The organism is Cloacibacillus sp. An23, from assembly GCF_002159945.1.
Lineage (GTDB): Bacteria > Synergistota > Synergistia > Synergistales > Synergistaceae > Caccocola.
In genome coordinates, this window is the sequence record NZ_NFJQ01000015.1 from 1 (window position 1) to 17,991 (window position 17,991).

Here is a 17,991-nt window from a genome sequence, read left to right on the forward strand (position 1 = left end):
ACACCGCTTTATAAAACGCGCCTAAATACATTAAACAACAGCCAAAAACATCGCTTGGCTTCTCCATATTATTACAACACCTTCTGTAAAAGTCAATCGCGTACTGGCGAAAAAGGTACACCTTTTTCGCCGCTTTTTTTATTGCAATGTCAGTCTGTCTTGTGCGGACGGCATATTGCAATCAAAAATTATAAGAAGCTAAAACTATCATTTTTTCAGCGGTAAGACGGCGTGAACGCCGGCACGCGCGTCCGGCTGGGTTAAAAGTGTGTCGGATATTGCAGGCTGAGGGGGGTACCGTCACCGTACGTCGCGGTAGAGTTTCAGCAGCTCTTCGGGCGCGACGCCTTTTCTGTAGAGGTATTGTATTTTCTGCATTTTCCACATCGTGCGCAGCATCCCGCCGTCGGTGAAGCGGCGCGCGGAGGTCTCTATATATCCGTCCGCGACTGCTATTTTCGTCTCGCGCGCTAGCGTTTCTGAGAAGCGGTAGTCCTCCATGAGAGGGATGTCGGGGAAGCCGCCGAGTTTGTCAAAGAGGGTTTTTTTTACGAATATGCCTTGGTCGCCGAAGGCTATCTGGCGGTGCTTCACGCGGAAGGTGGACATGAAGGCGCATATTTTCATTAGAGGATGGCGCATGTCGAAGCGCAGCCGGAAGCATCCGGCTGCGCAGTTTTCCCGCTCGAGTGTGGAAAATATCAGCGCCTCGCAGTCTTTCGGCAGGCGGCTGTCGGCGTGCAGGAAGAGCAGGACTTCGCCGGACGCGGCGGCGGCTCCCGCGTTCATCTGGCGCGCCCTTCCGCGCGGCGCGTCAGCGAGGCGGAAGCCGCTTTTCGCGGCGAGCTCGCGGCTTCCGTCCGCGCTGCCGCCGTCGGCGAAAATCACCTCGTGGGACGCGCCTTCGAGCCGCGCGAGGTTTTCAAGCAGCGCCGGCAAGGCGCGCCGCTCGTTGAGCATCGGGATTATTATCGAGAGTTTTGGGTTCGATTTCACGCTATTATGCCGGTTTCGCGCATGAAGGCCTCCGTGCGCGGAGCGAGGATTTTTCCAGAAATTACGCCTTGCGCCAGAATTTCCAAGTCTTCCGGAGTGTCCACGTCCCGGCATTCGGCGGCGCGCGCGAGGGTTATTCCGGCCTCTTTCGCCGCCGCTTCGGTCGCGGCGAGGACGTCCGCTCCGCCGTAGGTTTCGACGGAAAAGAGACGCGGCAGGTATTTTTTCATGCCGATCAGGTAGTATCCGCCGTCGGCGGCGGGGCCTATTACGGCGTCTTTTTTTTCGAGAAGTCTGAAAGAATCGGTCAGGATATCCGCCGTCAGCGCGGGGAGGTCGGAGCCTATGAGCACGGCGGCACTGTGCTCGTGCAGCGTTTCTTCGAAGGCTAAGCGCATTTTGTCTCCGAGGCCTCCGTCCGCCTGTTTGAAGAGCGCGGCGCCGCGCACCGGTTCCGGCAGAAGCGCGGGGCTACCGCCGGTGTAGTAGAGCCTTACGTTTTTTTTCGCCGCGAGGCATTTTTCGTAGACGTCGCAGAGAAACGCCGCGTGCAGCGCGGCGCACTGCACGCCCGTGAGCGCGCCCATGAGGCGCGTCTTGACCATGCCGGGCACCGGCACACGTGTGAAGAGTATTACCGCTTCGCCGCGCATAGCGCCGCCTTTACCAACGGCGGCGGCGGCCGCGCAGCGCGCCAAACGCTATCAGGACGTACCCTATGACGAGGAACGCGGCGGCCGCGGCGTTTATCGCCGGCACGCCCACAAGCCGCGCGCCGAGCCCTTCGCGTATTATGAGCGCGGGCAGGACGCACATCCTGGAAGGGCCGAGGAAGAAGGCCCCAGCCGCGCATATTAAGACGAGGCTCGCGGTCGTGAAGAGCAGCGAAAAGCGGACGTTCCATATCGCGGAGACGACAAAGAAGAGCGCGAACAGCGCGAAGAGGACCAGCCCCATGTTCACGCGCATTTCGAGCCACGTGTTCTGGAAAAGGGCCGCGGATACGGCCGCGGCCCATATAAACGAGTTGTACAGCCTGCCTATGTGCGTCATGCCAAGGCTATTTCACGAGGCGGAAGATGACGTTGACGCGCGTGCCGTCCGCTGGCAGCACGTCTTTATTGCCGCGGAACTCGACGACTTTGTTCTGCGTCGTTCCGGTCGGATAGGCGGCGTTGCTCGTGATGCCGACGGCACAGCTGTCGAGGCAGAGGACGCATCCGGTGTTGTTTTTCTTAGCGGCTTCGATGTTGCCGCCGAAGCGGATGTCCATCGGCCTGTCTTCGGTCGCGACGATGATGTCGTGGAACGGTATTTCGCCGTTCGAGCCTTCCCATGTCACGAAGACGTCGAGTTTGTCGCCCTCGACGGATCTGCCGTTGTCGGGGCCGGCCTTCATGTCTTCGGCTGTGAGGTTGTCGCCGGCCTTTGCGCCTATGTCAAGGAGCGCCTGATAGAATACTTTTTCGTTTGAGAGTCCGCGAAGGACGGACTTCTCGCCGTTAGAGCCCTTGGCGTAGACCACGCCGTGGCGCGTCGGCTCGGTGAAATACTTCGCGTTGACCTCGGCGGGCATGATTATCTCGGCGCGGTCCTTGTTGACCTCCATCGGAAGCCCCGGGTCGTCTCCGCTTTTCTTCGAGCCGTTCCACAGCGCGAATCCGGCCGCTATGACTACTATCGCTGCTGCCGACCATATTATCTTCTTGTTCATCTCTGTTCCTCCTGTTCAGCTTCGCTGAATTTTATTTGCGTCCGTGTTTTTACACGGCGTATTACTGTTTCGTCGCGCCGCCGCAGCTCGAACCGCTTCCGGCGGTGCAGGCGTAGCAGTGGCTGCCGAAGCGTATCCTGCGCCGGACGCTCTTCGCCTCGGCCCATTCGCCTATCGTCGCCGGCCCTTCGGCGCGGAGGCCGAGCGCCTGGTTGAAATCGCAGTCGTATATGTATCCCTGCCAATCGACGGAAATCTGATCGCGGCACATCATCTTTTCGACCGCGCCGGGATTGAAGCTGTTGTAAAGGCGCTCCATATACCCGCAGAGGTTGCCGCTTCTGTCGAGGAATTCACGGAAACGGCCGACGGGGTTGTTCGTTATCGTGTAAAGGCTGTTGAAGACTATCCCGTGATCCTCCATAAGCCTCGCCTTGTAGTCGCGCTCAAGGGCGGACTGCGACGGCGGCAGGAACGCTCCGCCAGGATTGTAGACAAGGTTCAGCCGCAGTTTTTCATCTTTGCCGTAGCCCAGCTCGTTGAGGCGGCGCAGCAGCGTAACGGACTTGTCGAATACGCCTCCGCCGCGCTGGCGGTCGTTGTCGCGCTTCGTGTAGTACGGCAGCGAGCAGACGACCTCGACGCCGTATTTCGCGTAGAGCTCGGGGATGTCGCGAAAGCCCTCCGTGTCGAGGATGACGAGGTTTGTGCGCACTATGGTGTTGACGCCGGTTTTTGCCGCGTTCTCCAGCAGCCAGCGGAAGTTAGGATTCATCTCCGGAGCGCCGCCCGTTATGTCGAGCGTCTGAATGTTGCGTGATATGACGGCGCGCAGGCAGTCCGCGGCCACTTCGCGCGGCATTATCTCCTTTCTGTCGGGGCCGCACGATACGTGGCAGTGCTTGCACGAAAGGTTGCAGAGCCGCCCGACGTTCATCTGGAGCGTGCGCACCGTATCGTAGGTGTAGGCCCATTCTTCGTTCGGAATCTTGCTCTCGAAGCACGGGATCGGCGGGACAGCGTTGATTTCGGTTTCTGTGCAGGCCGGCATCTTACATCTCCAGTTTTTCGAGAATTTTTTTCATCTGGACGCCGTGGACGAGCGTGGCCCCGCCGCGTATCGCAGCCGCGACGTGGACGGCCTCGGTCATCTGCTCTCCACCCGCCCCCTGTTCGAGACAGGCCTGGGTGTAGGCGTCGATGCAGTAGGGACACTGCACCGCGTGCGCCACGGCGAGCGCTATGAGCGCCTTCTCGCGCGCCGTCAAAGCCCCCCCGGCGAATACGGCGCCGTAATACTCCGAGAACTTTTCCCAGAGCTCCGGCGCTTCTTCGCCTATGGAAGAAAACTTCGGCAGATCATTAGGGTCGTAGTATGTCTCCATCTGAAATACACTCCTTAACACACGGGAAAGCCCGCCGCGCTACGCGGCGCGCCCCCGTTTCAGATAACGCTTGTAGAGAAACGCGCCTATCAAAGCCAGCATCACAGCGAAAACGCCGGCCGCGCACATGAGCCCAGCCCTGTTCTCCGCGTCGGAAAGCCCGGCCGCGCCGATTGTGAAAAGCGCGACGCCCGGCAGCATGAACACGAAGGTGTAGAGCGTGTAGGGCATCAGCCCGATGTCCGTTATCCCGTAGGCGAAATTCTGCAAATTGTACGGGAAGACGGGCAGCAGCCGCGTCACCATCAGCAGCACCAGAGCGCTGCCGTCCGCGTTGTCGAACAGAAAACGCTTCAGCGCCGGGCTCTTTTCGAGCATCGGCTTCACGCTGTCCTTGAGGAAAAAGCGTCCCGCAAGAAACGAAAGTACCGCGCCGAGCGTCGCGGAAACGAGGCACAGAAAAGTCCCCATCACCGGGCCGAAGAGCACGCCGCTGATTATAGCGAAGCAGACGCCCGGCAGCGCCAGCAGCACGCATCCGGCGGTAGTAGCCGCGACGTAGATCAGCGCCGCGGACATATAATGCTCAGCCGCGTAGGCGCGGAAACCGTCGATATACCCAGAATCCGCGAAACACTCCGACAGCCCCATGCGCCGCGACAGGACGTAAAGCGCCGTCAGCGCTGCGGCGAACGCAGCGGGCTTCAGCCATTTGCGGTGCGCGGCGAAAAATCCGCCCTGAGTCACAGCAGCCGCCCCGTAACGGCGTCTATACGGTTGCGCCACGTGCCGCGCTTCTTCCGCGTCCCAGGGAAGAGCAGCTCGAGGCCGTGCGCCGGACTGCATCCAGCGCCGGCGAAAGACTCGACGCAGGCGAAGCAGTAGGTCAGGATGTTCCTGTTCTCGCTCTCCGCGATGCGCATATTGAGTATCTCGCGCCCCTTCTCCGGGTTCAGCACCATAATCATACCCGCCTTGCCGCAGCAGCGCGCTTTCGCGCGCGACGACGGGTACTCCTCCCACTTTATACCGCAGCGCGCGAAGACGTTCCGCGCCGCCTGCTGCGTATCCGGGTCGCTCCGCGTCGGGCATGGGTCGTGCAGCACGAACTTCCGCCCGTCCTCAGTCCTGCGCTCGAACTTTTCCTCGTCGAGCAGCCTCCATATAGAGACCACAGAAAGGCCGAAGCCCTCCTTCAGCGTCCCCGAACAGTTGGGGCAGCAGACGACGAGGCGCTTAATGCCGAGCCCGCCGAGCAGCGCGGAAAGCCGTTCGCGGTGCGCCGCCGCCTTCTCTCCGTCTCCGAGCGCCAGCGTCGGATGTCCGCAGCAGGCGCTGACGAATCCCATCTCTGGATTGACGGAGACGAGCCAGCGGTAGACGCGGCGCATAAGCTCCGGGTCGTAGCCCATGAGGCTGCACCCGGGGAAAAAAGCAGTATCGCCGCCGCGCGACACGGCTTTCTGGAAAATCGGGGAAAAGCTCAGAAACTGATGGAGCTTAACACCCATATATCCGATTTTGTTTTTACTGTTTCGCGCTGCCATTTCCGGCCTCGGCCCGTTTTTTCACCCTTTCCTTATATATCTGGCGCAGCATCACGCTCAGCACGGAAAGGCTGAAAAGTATAAGCAGCCCCATGACGACGAACTTCGCGCCGCCGGTCAGCATACCGCCGACATACGAGTAAACGATCGTAGCCGGGAGCTGCCCTATGCCCGTCGCGACGAAGAATCCGACGAAGCTCATCGACGTCAGCCCCGCGGCGTAGCTCACGAAGTCGAAAGAAATAAACGGCAGAAGTCGCGCTATGAGAATGCTCTGCTTGCCGTGGCGCTCAAAAAATTCGTCTATCGCGCACAGCCCGCTCTTGCTCGTCAGCTTCTCCACAACGTCGCGCCCGAAGATGCGCGCGATATAGAAGCAGAGAGCGGCTCCGGCCATAGCGCTCGACCAGGAAAGGATGGCTCCCTGCCACCAGCCGAAAAGATTCGCGTTAGCGAAAGTGATGAGGAAGGCCGGCAGCGGAGCCGCGACCGACTGGAAGACCATAAGGAAAAACGAAAGCGCGGCGGCCTGCTTGCCGTACTTCGCGATGAACTCGCGCATGACCTCGAAATCGCCCGTCGCGAACGTACGCAGTATGTCGTCGATGACGGCTTTATAGCCTGGGCATACGAAATACGCCCCCACCGCCGCGGCAAGGACGGCGGCGGTTACTATTCGCTGTACTCTCTTTGATTTTTTCTTTGCTTCGGCGGACGCCTCTGCCATCAAAAACCTCTCCTTTTTATTTTACTCCGGCCCGCACAATCCACATACACGCCAAAAATTCCGCGCGCAAAACGACTGCGGAACCGTATAGCTTCCTTTCATATTTTTATGTATATCTTTGACGTTTTCTTAGAGAATGGAGACGGACGCCGTAAAGCTGCGCGCCTAAACGGCGCTTCGGACTGAAGATGCGGACTTACGCTATGCGGACATGCCCGGCATGACGGCGCTCTGTTCTCCGCGCACAACGTGCACGCTCAGAAGCCGTCTCACGTCAACTAACTGCGAACATACGCGCCACCTCCCGCCGGACACGATAAGTGAATTCTAACGCGAGTATATAGTCTGAAACGCCGCATGTCTTTATTCATCAGACCAGAAAGCAACGAACAAAAGCAATCATAAATAAAAGAATGATAAATTTTCAAAGACAACTGGCAAAATTCTTAAAAGAAGCGTCATACGAATTGAGCGCGTGAAAGACGGATATAGACACAACAAAAAAGACATAGAAAAAGTCTTCTATGTCTTTAACTCTTAAAAAAATGGCGCGCCGGACAGGATTTGAACCCGTAACCTTTGGATCCGTAGTCCAATGCTCTATCCAGTTGAGCTACCGGCGCGTATTCGGTTTTTATGGCGGTGAGGCAGGGATTTGAACCCTGGAGGGAGCTTTATGGCCCCCTACCCGCTTAGCAGGCGAGCGCCTTCAGCCTAGCTCGGCCACCTCACCAGCGCGAGGAATATTCTATTGCACATCCTCGGATTTGTCAACGATTTATTTTTGCGTTTTTTATCATTTCCATCAAAAATCGCGGCGGCGCATTTTTGTGGACAAACGGCGTTTTTTACGCTAAGCTGAAAATGTTTATACGTTTATATTAGGCGGCCGCCAAGAAGCGCGCCGCGCATATCGGAGGCAGGCTCGTGAGGTATGTCGGTAAAACAGCAGCGCCGCACCGTTTTTTGTCCCGCATTTTTTTGACAGCTTTGTTCGCCGCAGTCCTTTGTACTGCGGTCCGGCACGCGCTCCCGGCCGCAGCGCTTGAAGCCGGGGACGACGGCGTCTATATCATCGCGACGAGCGCGGATCTCATCGCTTTCCGCGACGCGGTGAACGAGGGCAGCGGCGGCATAAGCGCGAAGCTGACAGCCGATATAGACCTGTCGTCCGGCGGCAGGCCCATAGAGTGGGAGCCCATCGGGAATCCGACATACAACGGCAGATTCGACGGCGGTGGGCATACAGTGAGCGGGTATGTCGTGACTGAGGCTGTCTACGATTCTCGTTCGACATATTATGCCGGCTTCTTTGCAAAGATGGGAGATATAGGCAAAAGATGCGAAATAAAAAATCTCGTGCTGCACGGCGATGTGAATCTGTCGGCCGAATACGACGGCTACCTGCGTGTCGGCGGCGTCGGCGGTCTGCTGTATGGGAAAGATCCGGTTCGCAGTCGTATTTCAAACTGCGTACATGTCGGTTCTGTCTATTCCATCGACGACACAAAGACAAAGTTAGGAGGATTTCTCGGTTATAATGACGGCGGTACGATTGACAACTGTTTTCATTCTGGCGATGTTTACACGAAACCGTCCGGCGATGTCACAGATATGGGAGGCTTCGTTGGAAGCAATTCAAAGGCGCAAAACATACTAAACTGCGGCTGGCAGAGCGGCGGAGGCAGCGGCGAGAATTATGTGAAAAACGGAGTCTGCGGCACAAGCAGTGCCGCAGATGTGACGACGCTTGATTATCAAATTGCAGCCCCTCCCATAGCAACCGCGCTCTCTGCGTCAATAGAAAAAGCTTCCATTGATACGGATGAAGTCACAACGGTAACTATCACAACCGCTCCGGGGACTCCGGCAAACGCCGGTGAATACATCGCCGACGCCCATGTTGCCGAAGATTCCTACAACCGCGCAGTGATAGAAGTTTCGGATAGCGGCGGCCTCACTTTTACAATTACGCCGGTCGCGGCCGGAGAGACCTCCGTAACCTTCGTAGCGGAGCTTCGTCCTACGGATTTTTCAAAGCTTCCCGATTTCGTTCCGTCTTCCGACGACGGCTTGACTAATGAGATGTCGATGACGGTCGGTGTAAAAGTGACGAAAAAAGCCGCGGCCGAGGATATCCGCGTCGTTCCGGCGTCGGCAGATATGACGGTTGGCGAGCGGCTGACGCTTGCTGTTTTTTCTGGGGAAACGCGGCTTGAGGATGGCGTTAGCTGGGCCAGCGGCAGCGAGATGTGCGCGTGCGTCGACGCCGGCGGCGTTGTGACCGCGCTGGCGGAGGGGACCGCCGTGATCACGGCCTGCGCCGGTGAGGAAAAGAGGGCGCGGTGCTTTATCAATGTGTCGCCAACCGACGACGAAAAACCTGTTTCGGACGACGTGCCGCCGCGGCCGGAGGCTCCTGGCGGCACGGACCAGCCTGACGCGCCGAGTTCTTCCGGGGGCGGATGTTCCGCGGGCTTCGGCGCTCCGCTGCTTATAGCTGCCGTTCTCCTCGTTGTTTGCAGACGGCGCTAGCGGCTGTTTTGCGGCAATATCCTGGCGTTCGGCACGAAGTTCTATTCAACTCCGGCATTCGCCATGCCGCGCTCCATCACGGCATCAGCCGTAGTCGCTTTATAGCGCGTTTATAAAAACTCCGTCGCTGGGCGAATGTCTGCCACGAATGACAAAAAGCCGCGAAGAAGCTTTCGCGCTTCCCCGCGGCTTTGACGTTTTCCCGTACTTCGCGCTTCTATTGCTGCTGCTGGCCTCCGGCGGGCTGTTTTACCGGGTCTATGGGACGCGAGACGACGGGCGACGACAGGACTATCGCGGTGGTCGTCATGCCGCAGCTTCCCATTTTGCTGATGACCTCTTCTAGGTGGCCTACCGACGAGACTATGACTTTCAGTATGACGCCGTCGCTCCCCGTGAGGTGGTGGCATTCAAGCACTTCGGGGATCGATTTCGCCAGCTCGTCGGCCTGAGCGAGGAATGAGACCGGAATGGAAAGGCGGACGAAGGCCATTATCGGATAGCCGACGCGCGACTGGTCTACTATCGCGCGGTATCCGAGGATTATCCCCGCTTCTTCCATGCGGCGCACGCGCTCCGCCACGGCTGGAGACGAGAGGCCGACCTTGCGGCCGAGCTCATTGAATGATATTCTCCCGTCTTCCTGGAGGATTCTGAGTATCTGTCTTCCAATGTCGTCAAGAAGTTTATTGCTGAGCATCTGTTAAATCCCCGCCCTTCTCATTAAAAAATAAGTTTATAAAACAATACAACGTTAATATTAAAGCATAATCGAAAAAAAAGGAATAGCTGATAAGGAATTTTTATCCCGTAAAGAGATTTTTTACTAAAAAACGCTTTTTGCCGCTCTTTAGGCGGCGCCGGACGTCTCGTCAAATGAAAAGGAGGGCGGCGCGCGCCGTCCTCCGGTTTCGTCTTGCTTCGTTTATCTTTTGCCGAGCCCCGCCGCGACGGCCCACGCCGCGGAAATCGAGTGCAGGCACGGGATGCCCGCAGAACAGGCGTGGCGGCGTATCAGCGTGCCGTCCGCCATGTGGCGCTCGTTGCCGCCGGGGATGTTGAGCACTAGATCCCAGCCGCCGGAGCGCAGCCGTTTCACAAGGTCTTCGCGTTCGACGCATCCGGCCTCTATGCCCCACTTTTTGAGGTAGGCCGCCGTGCCTGCTGTCGCCTCGACCTTCCAGCCGAGCTGTTTGAAGAGCGCCGCGACAGGCATGGCCTCCGACTTTTCGCTGTCCGCTATGCTCATCAGTATGCGTCCGGCCTGCGGCGGCGTCCAGCCCGTGCCGCGCAGCCCTTCCATGATCGCGTCTGAGAGGTTGTCGGCCATTCCAAGGCTTTCGCCGGTGGACATCATTCTCGGGCCGAGCTTCGGGTCGAGGCCGGGCAGCTTGTCGTTGGAGAAGACGGGGACTTTCACGCCCCAGAGGCCGCTCTCATGGTAGAGGCCGAGGCCGTAGGGCATGTCGCGCAGTTTTTCGCCGAGCGCGAGGCCGACGGCTATATCGACGAGCGGCAGGCCGGATATTTTGCTGGCTATCGGCACAGTGCGGCTCGCGCGCGGGTTGGCCTCAATTATCCAGAAGGCCCCGGACCTGAGCACGAACTGTATGTTGAGCAGGCCGTGGACGTCGAGCTCGCGCGATATGGTCGAGACGAAGCTGAGCACCTCGTCCTGCTGCTCCTTCGTGAGCGAGAAGCTCGGGAAAACGGCTATCGAGTCGCCTGAGTGTATTCCGGCAGGGTCTATGTGTTCGAATATGCCTGGGATGAGCACGTCCCCGCCGTCGCAGAGCGCGTCACATTCAAACTCGCGGCCCGCGAGGAACTGGTCCACCATTACCTTCTGTCCAGGGACCGCGTCGAAGGCTTCTTTAAGCACTGCGACAAGCGATTTTTCGTCGTAGACGGCGCGCATCGCGACGCCGCCGATGACGAAGCTCGGGCGCACCATGAGCGGGTAGCCGAAGCGTTCAGCCGCTTCGAGAGCCTCTTCTACGGATGCGACGTCCACGCCCTTGGGCTCCGGCACGCCGATGCGCGCAAGCAGGCGCGAGAACTGGCCTCTGTCCTCAGCCGCCTCGATGACCTTAGCGTCGGGGCCGAAGAGCTTCACGCCGCGCGCTGCGAGGTCGAGGCCGAGGCGCAGCGATGTCTGCCCGCCGAAGCAGGCGAAGACGCCCGCGGCCTTTTCGCGCTCGAGTATCGGCACGGCGTCGTCCACGGTGAGCGGCTCGAGGTAGAGCGCGTCGGATATGTCGTGGTCTGTGCTGACCGTCTCGGGGTTCACGTTCATCATTATCGCGCGCACGCCGCGGCGGCGCAGCGCTTCGACCGCCTTGACGCAGCAGTAGTCGAACTCGACGCCCTGCGCTATGCGTATCGGGCCGGAGCCGAGGACGACTACGCCGCCCTCATGGTCGCCGTGCGGGTCGTCTCCCGCGCCCGGCGCGCCGTAGTAATAGCCGGAGCCGGAGGGGAACTCGCCGGCGCAGCCGTCAACTTCACGGTAGCCGGAGGCGCAGCCCTCTTCTTTTATGATCCTGCGCGCCTCGTCCTCGGAGAGTCCCGCGGCGCGCGCTATCTGCGAGGCGGTGAATCCCTTCATCGCGGCGCTGGCTATATTGCCGTTGACTGCGCCGTCCTCTTCGAGATATTTTTCCGCGAGCTGTATCGCGTTGAGCTGTTCTATAAAGTAGCGGCGTATGTGCGTCCTGCGCGCTACTTCTTCGACGGTCGTCGAGCTGCGGCGCAGGAGTTCGGTTATAGCGTCGATTCGCAGGTGCGTCGGGCGGTTGACCTGGTCCCAGAGCTTGCGCGTCTCCCACGTGCGCATATTCCTGTCGGGCAGGCTCTTGCCGCGCGCGACGGAGCGCCACGCCTTTGTAAGCGCCTGCGCGAAGTTCGTGCCTATCGCGAGGACCTCGCCCGTCGCCTTCATGCGCGGGCCGAGCGTGAAATCCGCCTGCGGGAAGCTGTCGAAGGGCCACGACGGAACCTTGACGGCCACGTAGTCGAGCGCCGGCTCGGAGAGCGCGCTGCCGGCGCCCGTGACGGGGTTCGCCATCTCGGTGAGCTCGAGGCCGAGCGCGATCTTCGCCGCCATGCGCGCTATCGGATATCCCGTCGCCTTGCTCGCGAGGGCGCTGGAGCGGCTCGCACGCGGGTTGACCTCTATTACGTAATACTCGCTGCCATCCGGCGCGAGCGCAAACTGCACGTTGCAGGCCCCGCGTATGTCGAGCGTGTCTACTATCTTCAGCGCCGCCGTGCGCAGCATCTGCCATTCCTTGTCGGTGAGAGTCAGTGTCGGCGAGACGACGACGGAGTCTCCAGTGTGGACGCCCATCGGGTCTATGTTCTCCATTCCGCAGACGGCCAGCGCATTTCCGGCGCAGTCGCGGACGACTTCTATTTCTATCTCGTGCCATCCCTCGAGGTAGCGCTCGATGAGCGCGCGCCCGACCGGCGATGCGGCGAGCGCGTCCTCCGTCTGGACGACGAAGCTCTCGACGTCGCGCACGACCGAGTTGCCCGAGCCGCCGAGAGTGAAGTCAGGGCGCAGGATAAGCGGAAGCGGCGTGTGCAGGGCGAACTCCTGCGCCTCCGCGACCGACGAGATACCGCGGCTCGCTATTATCGGCTGGCCTGCGTCGAGCATAGCGCGGCGGAAGGGCTCGCGCGCCTCGGCGCGTTCGACCGCCTCGGGCTGCGTGCCGAGCACGCGGCATTTGTGGCGCTTCCATATCCCGCGCTTTTCGCACTCCATACATAGGTTCAGCCCCGTCTGTCCGCCGAGAGTGGCGACGACGCCGTCGGGCGCGTGCTCTCTGAGTATCTCTTCGACGACCTCGGGAAGCAGCGGGCGGATATACACCACGTCCGCGACAGAGCTGTCCGTCTGTATCGTCGCCGGGTTGCTGTTTAAGAGGATGACGCTGCATCCCTCTTCCTTCAGCGCGCGGCAGGCCTGTGTGCCGGCGTAGTCGAACTCCGCCGCCTGTCCTATCTTTATCGGGCCGGAGCCCAGCACAAGAACTTTCTTTATAGATGCGTCTCTCATACTAATTTCTCCCCTGGCGCGCGGCCTTCATGCGGTCAATGAAATTGTCGAAGATATATGAGGCGTCCTCCGGCCCCGGCGAAGCCTCCGGATGGAACTGCACCGAGAGCGCGTCGAAGCGCCTGTGGCGAAGCCCCTCGACCGTGCCGTCCCCGAGATGCTTGTAGGCCACCTCGAGCTCAGTATTCACGAGGCTATCCGCGTCCACCGCGTACTGGTGGTTCTGGCTCGTCAGCAGGCCGCGCCCAGTCGCCACGTCGAACACCGGCTGATTCGCGCCGCGGTGGCCAAAGGAGAGCTTCTTCGTCCTGCCGCCGCAGGCCATCGCAAGAAGCTGATTGCCGAGGCATACGCCGAGCAGCGGAAGTTTCCCGAGCATCTTCGCCGCCTCCGCCGCCTCGCGCCCGAGCACCGATGGGTCGCCGGGGCCGTTGCTCAGCAGCACGCCGTCGGCGCCGCTCGAAAGCACGGTATCGGCCGGCGTATCGTGCGGGAAGCGGATGACGCGGCAGCCGCGCCGCTCCATACTGCGGATTATATTCTCCTTCACGCCGTAGTCCATCACCGCGACGGTGAGCTCCCCACCACCGCTGACGATAGGCATATCGCAAGAGACCTCGTGAACCAGCGTCGGCGGCAGCTCGGTAAGCCCCGGGGCCGCCGGTTCCGTATCGAGGCGGCCCATCATCGAACCCACCTCGCGGATCTTGAGGACAAGCCCGCGCGTATCTATATCGTGGACGATCGGACGGCCGTTCTCCGCCATCCAGTCGTGTAAACTTTCAAAGCGCCCGCATTCCGTTTCGTCGAGGCGCGTCATCAGCGCCGCTCGCGGCCACACGCGCCGCCCTTCGAGATTCTCCTTGTCTACGCCGTAAATCCCGATGGGCGGGAAAGCGAAAACGACGATCTGCCCGTTGTACGAAGGGTCTGTCAGAGTCTGCGGATAGCCGCACGAGGCGGTCGTAAAGACGACCTCCCCCTCCACCGGCCCGTCGAGCCTGCCGCGCCCGCGCCACACCGAGCCGTCGCTCAAAGTCAGATATACGTGGTCATCCATAATCTATGCGCTCCTTCGAGGCGAACTAAAATAAACAGGAACAATTATTTTGTTTACTTTCATATTTCACCCAGCGTTCAAATTTCCAGTGTATTATAACCTTAACAGGAAAAACGTCAACCCCGCAAGCGCACGTTTTTCCGCAAATAATGCAAATTCAACCGATTGCACAAAAATTGGCCCTTATTTTTAGCCAGGAATAGTCAACATCGGGATATACGCGCGTCCGGCCACGCTAAAACACTGGCGCCGAAGCTTTTTCGGCCTCAACGGTACGAATCGAAGTCCGGAAATTTTATATACAACGGCGCATCGGTATGGCTCTCCGCTTCGTCAATCGAAACGCAAGAATTCCGCGCGGCGCGGCGAAAGGATATAATAGCCTGGTAAAAAACGGAAACGGAGGACGCGCGATGAAATACAGCTTCGGCCCGCTGATAAACGAAAACTCAAAAATACTGATACTGGGCTCTCTGCCGGGAGTGAGGTCGCTCGCCGAATCCAGATACTACGCGCATCCTCAGAACAAATTCTGGAAAATAATCTACGGGGCGTGGGGGCTGACGCCAGACGCGGACTTCGACGCGCGCTACGGCTTCATACTCGCCCACGGACTCGCGCTCTGGGACGTGATAAAATGCGCGCGCCGCGAAGGCAGCGCCGACGGCAGCATCCGCGACGAAACGCCGAACGACGTCCCGGCGCTCCTCGCTACCCACCCCGCCGTATCGCTGATAATCTTCAACGGAGGCTTCGCCTTCGCGAAATACAAAAAATACTTCGGCCTCCCGAAAATAGAATACAGAAAAATGCTCTCCACCAGCCCCGCCTGCGCAGGACGGGACAAGGAAAGAGAGGAGATGTGGAGGGCGGCGCTGAGGCGTGCAGCCCCAAGCTCAGCCATCCCATTACAATAGAAAACCACACGGCGCGGCAAAGCGAACACAGCGATGCCGCAGCGGGAGTATAGCATTTGACACCACATTATGTTTGGCTATAATAAAATCAAATTTTAGAATAGCCGGGTATGAATTAAATGTACATAAAACGCGCGGCAGAAGAAACGGTAAAAAAATTGTCGAATATGTTTCCTGTTCTGCTTGTCACAGGGCCCAGACAGGTCGGGAAAACTACACTGTTACAGAAGCTTATGGAGGACGATCGAAAATATGTGACGCTAGACGACCCTGACGTTCGGTATCTAGCAAAGCGCGATCCCGCTCTTTTTATGCAGCGCTATACTCCGCCGGTGCTCATTGACGAAATTCAGTACGCTACGGAGCTACTGCCGTATATAAAGATGAGCGCCGACCGCTCAGGACGCAAGGGAGATTTCTGGCTTACCGGCTCGCAGGTATTCCGGCTTATGAAGAACGTAAGCGAAAGCCTGGCTGGGCGCGTAGGCATCGTCAATCTGCTGGGACTCTCGGACGCGGAGATATACGGATACGAAAGCACTCCGTACACCACAGACGCCGCGCGCCTTATGAAACGAGCCGCTGGTATGAAAGAAAGAGGCCTGAACGAAATCTACGCCAGAATATTCAAAGGGTCGATGCCGGCGCTCTACGCAGGTGACACAGACTGGGAAGTGTATTATAGGTCTTACGTAGAGACATACTTGCAGCGCGATATCCGCGACCTTTCACAGGTGGCGGACGAGATGCAGTTTTATAATTTTATGACGATAACTGCCGCGCACACGTCGAAGCCGGTCGTATATGAGGAGTTTGCGGGCGCAGCAGGCATAAGCGCGCCGACTGCCAAGAAATGGCTCTCTCTGCTCGTATCGTCTCACATTATCGCGCTCGTTCAGCCATACTCGAACAACATCTTAAAGCGCGCGGTAAAAATGCCGCTCATGCATTTCCTGGACACCGGGCTGGCGGCGTACCTTTTAAAATGGGGAAGCCCTGAAGTCCTTGAACGCGGCATAATGTCTGGGGTTTTTTTTGAAAGCTACGTATTCTCCGAAATTTACAAAAGCTATCTGAACGCCGGGAAGGAGCCGCCTGTCTATTACTACAGAGACAAAGACCAGAAGGAAATAGACATCCTGCTCTATCAGAACGGTACGATATTTCCCATCGAAATAAAGAAAGCCGCTTCGCCAGGCAAGAGCTCAATAAAAAATTTCTCCGTGCTGGCTCCGCTGGATAATCCGGAACGCTTCGGAGGAATGCGCGAGCTCAAGACCGCAATAGGCCAAGGCAACGTAATTTGCATGTCGAAGAACCTGCTGCCCATCGACGAAAAAAACTGGTACGTCCCGGCCTGGCTCGTGTAATCAGCTGAGTCAGATACAAAACGAGGATGCCCCGCTTATAACGGCGCGGGGCATCCTCTGCTTCAAGGGAAAAACTCCGGGAAATTGCTGAATTAGTCTTTCGGTTTTACGTCGATTGCGAACTTCGGTCCCTTTACAAAATCTGCAATCGTATTGCGCAGCTCATACAACGACAAGATTGCAAAGGAGACAGGAATCGCCGAATATGTGTACCGATAAGGGATCCTAAGGGCCGGCGTCATGCGTGAGCCTGCGACATTCACGAAATCTATGCCTATGAGCATAACGATCACCGACGCGGCGAGCATAAGAATCTGCGAAACAAATGTCAGAGTGCGGTTCGCGCTGTGCGGCATCATCTCCTTAAAAACTACGATGCTCACATGCTCGCGCTGTACAGCTATTATGGTCGTGCTGAGCAGGCAGAACCACACTAGAAGTATCTTAAGCAGCTCTTCGGACCATGTCAGCGAATCGTTGAGCACATAGCGGCAGAATACGTGCGCCCAAGCGACGACCAGCATTACTAGCCCAATGGCGATTATCACCGCCAGCACTACATTGTAGACTGCTTTTATAAGCTTATCGAGAGCAGCCAGCATAGCTTACGCACTTCCTTCTAATTCATCCCCTTGAGAATATCTGCTTTAACCGCTTTGATGTCGGAAAGGAATTTATCGACGTATTCAGCCCCAAGCTCTTTCTTTGCTCTTTCTATAACGACAGGCTGCGCCGCGTTCCGTATCTCTGCTAACGCCGACGGTTCGAGACTGTTGACTTCCATGCCCCTTTTCTTAAGCTCTGCAAGTATCACGTCCTCGCGGCCCGCGTTTACGAAGCGGCTGTAGTTCTGTCCAAGAATCGCACCGACGGCGAGAGCCTCCTGATATTCGGGCGGCAGCTTTTCAAACCAGCGGAGATTGGCGACAAGCGGCATTCCGTCGTAAATGTGCCCGGTGAGCGAGACATATTTCTGTACTTCGTACATGTTGAGGTCCCACATATTGGAAATCGGGTTTTCCTGTCCGTCTACGATTTTCTGCTGCATCGAAAGATAGAGTTCGGAGAAGGGGACGGGCGTCGGGTTTGCGCCGAGGGCTTCAAAGCTCGCCATGTGCATCGGGTTCTGCATCGTTCTTATCTTAAGCCCTTTGAAATCGGCAAGCTTTGTTATAGGTTTCACGGAAGAGGTAACATGACGGAAGCCGTTTTCCATGTAGGCGAGCCCTTTCATGCCGCATTCTTCGAGCGAGGCGAGCAGATCCTGCCCGACTTTGCTGTCCATCACCATCCACGCTTCATTGTAATTATTGAAAAGGAACGGAATATCGAGGACGAAGAAATTTTTCTGGAACGTGGTGACGGGCGCCAGAGACGCGGTCGCCATTTCGAGGGAGCCAGTCTGCACCTGTGCGAGTGACTCTTCCTCGGCGCCGAGCTGGCTGTTCGGGAAGATGTTGATTACGAAATTGCCGTCGGTTTTGTCCTCGACGTACTGCTTCATTACAAGAAGGCCTATCGTCTGCGGATGCGTCATCGAGTTGCAGGCGGAGACGCGCGCCGTGATTTTTTCAGCGGCGAAGGCGCATACAGACGTCAACATGACGCAGGCAAGAGTTAAAAGTGCAGCTATCGCTTTTCTTCTCATTTTCAGAAATAACTCCTCTCAGTAATATT

Annotated in this window: 19 protein-coding genes and 2 tRNA genes; 4 read left to right on the forward strand and 17 right to left on the reverse strand. The window is 58.0% G+C overall.

The window, feature by feature from the left end; translation table 11 throughout:
• Positions 1-225 (forward strand): hypothetical protein (locus B5F39_RS14490; RefSeq protein WP_204245124.1); only part of this gene is annotated, 225 nt, incomplete at its 5' end.
• 75 nt (positions 226-300) lie between these two features.
• Here B5F39_RS14490 and B5F39_RS13175 read toward each other — a convergent pair.
• The 12 genes from B5F39_RS13175 to B5F39_RS14315 all read right to left on the reverse strand — a co-directional run bounded on the left by B5F39_RS13175 (position 301) and on the right by B5F39_RS14315 (position 7,589).
• Complete coding sequence (locus B5F39_RS13175) at positions 301-996, reverse strand: TIGR04283 family arsenosugar biosynthesis glycosyltransferase (protein ID WP_158096064.1); 696 nt, start codon at positions 994-996, stop codon at positions 301-303.
• Positions 993-1,694, reverse strand: a complete 702-nt coding sequence (locus tag B5F39_RS13180; RefSeq protein ID WP_087368476.1) for a TIGR04282 family arsenosugar biosynthesis glycosyltransferase — start codon at positions 1,692-1,694, stop codon at positions 993-995. Before B5F39_RS13180 ends, B5F39_RS13175 begins: the two co-directional genes overlap by 4 nt.
• On the reverse strand, positions 1,660-2,049 hold the full coding sequence (locus B5F39_RS13185; protein WP_087368478.1) for a hypothetical protein: 390 nt from the start codon (positions 2,047-2,049) through the stop codon (positions 1,660-1,662). Before B5F39_RS13185 ends, B5F39_RS13180 begins: the two co-directional genes overlap by 35 nt.
• Positions 2,050-2,056: 7 nt before the next feature.
• Positions 2,057-2,710: a YdjY domain-containing protein gene (locus tag B5F39_RS13190; protein WP_087368480.1), complete on the reverse strand. Its 654-nt coding sequence runs from the start codon at positions 2,708-2,710 to the stop codon at positions 2,057-2,059.
• 61 nt (positions 2,711-2,771) lie between these two features.
• Complete coding sequence (arsS, locus tag B5F39_RS13195) at positions 2,772-3,761, reverse strand: arsenosugar biosynthesis radical SAM (seleno)protein ArsS (protein WP_087368482.1); 990 nt, start codon at positions 3,759-3,761, stop codon at positions 2,772-2,774.
• Between the two features lies 1 nt (position 3,762).
• Positions 3,763-4,095, reverse strand: a complete 333-nt coding sequence (locus B5F39_RS13200) for an arsenosugar biosynthesis-associated peroxidase-like protein (protein WP_087368484.1) — start codon at positions 4,093-4,095, stop codon at positions 3,763-3,765.
• 39 nt (positions 4,096-4,134) lie between these two features.
• On the reverse strand, positions 4,135-4,842 hold the full coding sequence (locus B5F39_RS13205; protein WP_239391290.1) for a VTT domain-containing protein: 708 nt from the start codon (positions 4,840-4,842) through the stop codon (positions 4,135-4,137).
• On the reverse strand, positions 4,839-5,606 hold the full coding sequence (locus B5F39_RS13210) for a (Fe-S)-binding protein (RefSeq protein ID WP_158096065.1): 768 nt from the start codon (positions 5,604-5,606) through the stop codon (positions 4,839-4,841). Before B5F39_RS13210 ends, B5F39_RS13205 begins: the two co-directional genes overlap by 4 nt.
• Positions 5,607-5,622: 16 nt before the next feature.
• Positions 5,623-6,369: a TVP38/TMEM64 family protein gene (locus tag B5F39_RS13215; protein ID WP_087368488.1), complete on the reverse strand. Its 747-nt coding sequence runs from the start codon at positions 6,367-6,369 to the stop codon at positions 5,623-5,625.
• A 546-nt stretch (positions 6,370-6,915) separates the two neighbouring features.
• Positions 6,916-6,992, reverse strand: a tRNA-Arg gene (locus tag B5F39_RS13220).
• A 14-nt stretch (positions 6,993-7,006) separates the two neighbouring features.
• Positions 7,007-7,102: transfer RNA gene (locus B5F39_RS13225), tRNA-Ser, on the reverse strand.
• A 334-nt stretch (positions 7,103-7,436) separates the two neighbouring features.
• Positions 7,437-7,589: a hypothetical protein gene (locus tag B5F39_RS14315; RefSeq protein WP_158096066.1), complete on the reverse strand. Its 153-nt coding sequence runs from the start codon at positions 7,587-7,589 to the stop codon at positions 7,437-7,439.
• Between the two features lie 139 nt (positions 7,590-7,728).
• Between B5F39_RS14315 and B5F39_RS13230 the strand changes: the two genes are divergently transcribed.
• A complete protein-coding gene (locus tag B5F39_RS13230; protein ID WP_158096067.1) occupies positions 7,729-8,904 on the forward strand; it encodes an Ig-like domain-containing protein in 1,176 nt (391 codons plus the stop codon).
• 217 nt (positions 8,905-9,121) lie between these two features.
• Here B5F39_RS13230 and B5F39_RS13235 read toward each other — a convergent pair whose 3' ends face one another.
• The 3 genes from B5F39_RS13235 to B5F39_RS13245 all read right to left on the reverse strand — a co-directional run bounded on the left by B5F39_RS13235 (position 9,122) and on the right by B5F39_RS13245 (position 14,027).
• The gene (locus B5F39_RS13235; protein ID WP_087368492.1) at positions 9,122-9,604 is read right to left on the reverse strand and encodes an Lrp/AsnC family transcriptional regulator; all 483 of its coding nucleotides are present in this window, start codon (positions 9,602-9,604) and stop codon (positions 9,122-9,124) included.
• Positions 9,605-9,829: 225 nt separating this feature from the next.
• Positions 9,830-12,967, reverse strand: a complete 3,138-nt coding sequence (carB, locus tag B5F39_RS13240; RefSeq protein ID WP_087368494.1) for a carbamoyl-phosphate synthase large subunit — start codon at positions 12,965-12,967, stop codon at positions 9,830-9,832.
• A gap of 1 nt (position 12,968) precedes the next feature.
• Positions 12,969-14,027, reverse strand: a complete 1,059-nt coding sequence (locus tag B5F39_RS13245; RefSeq protein WP_087368496.1) for a carbamoyl phosphate synthase small subunit — start codon at positions 14,025-14,027, stop codon at positions 12,969-12,971.
• A 413-nt stretch (positions 14,028-14,440) separates the two neighbouring features.
• Here B5F39_RS13245 and B5F39_RS13250 point away from each other — a divergent pair, with 413 nt between their 5' ends.
• The gene (locus B5F39_RS13250) at positions 14,441-14,944 is read left to right on the forward strand and encodes a DNA-deoxyinosine glycosylase (protein ID WP_158096068.1); all 504 of its coding nucleotides are present in this window, start codon (positions 14,441-14,443) and stop codon (positions 14,942-14,944) included.
• A 167-nt stretch (positions 14,945-15,111) separates the two neighbouring features.
• Positions 15,112-16,314 (forward strand): ATP-binding protein, encoded by a 1,203-nt coding sequence (locus B5F39_RS13255; protein WP_255376033.1) that lies wholly within the window; start codon positions 15,112-15,114, stop codon positions 16,312-16,314.
• A gap of 92 nt (positions 16,315-16,406) precedes the next feature.
• Here B5F39_RS13255 and B5F39_RS13260 read toward each other — a convergent pair whose 3' ends face one another.
• Entirely contained in the window at positions 16,407-16,916 is a 510-nt protein-coding gene (locus B5F39_RS13260) for a TRAP transporter small permease (RefSeq protein WP_087368501.1), read from the reverse strand.
• Between the two features lie 17 nt (positions 16,917-16,933).
• The gene (locus B5F39_RS13265) at positions 16,934-17,962 is read right to left on the reverse strand and encodes a TRAP transporter substrate-binding protein (RefSeq protein ID WP_087368503.1); all 1,029 of its coding nucleotides are present in this window, start codon (positions 17,960-17,962) and stop codon (positions 16,934-16,936) included.
• Positions 17,963-17,991: the final 29 nt, after the last annotated feature.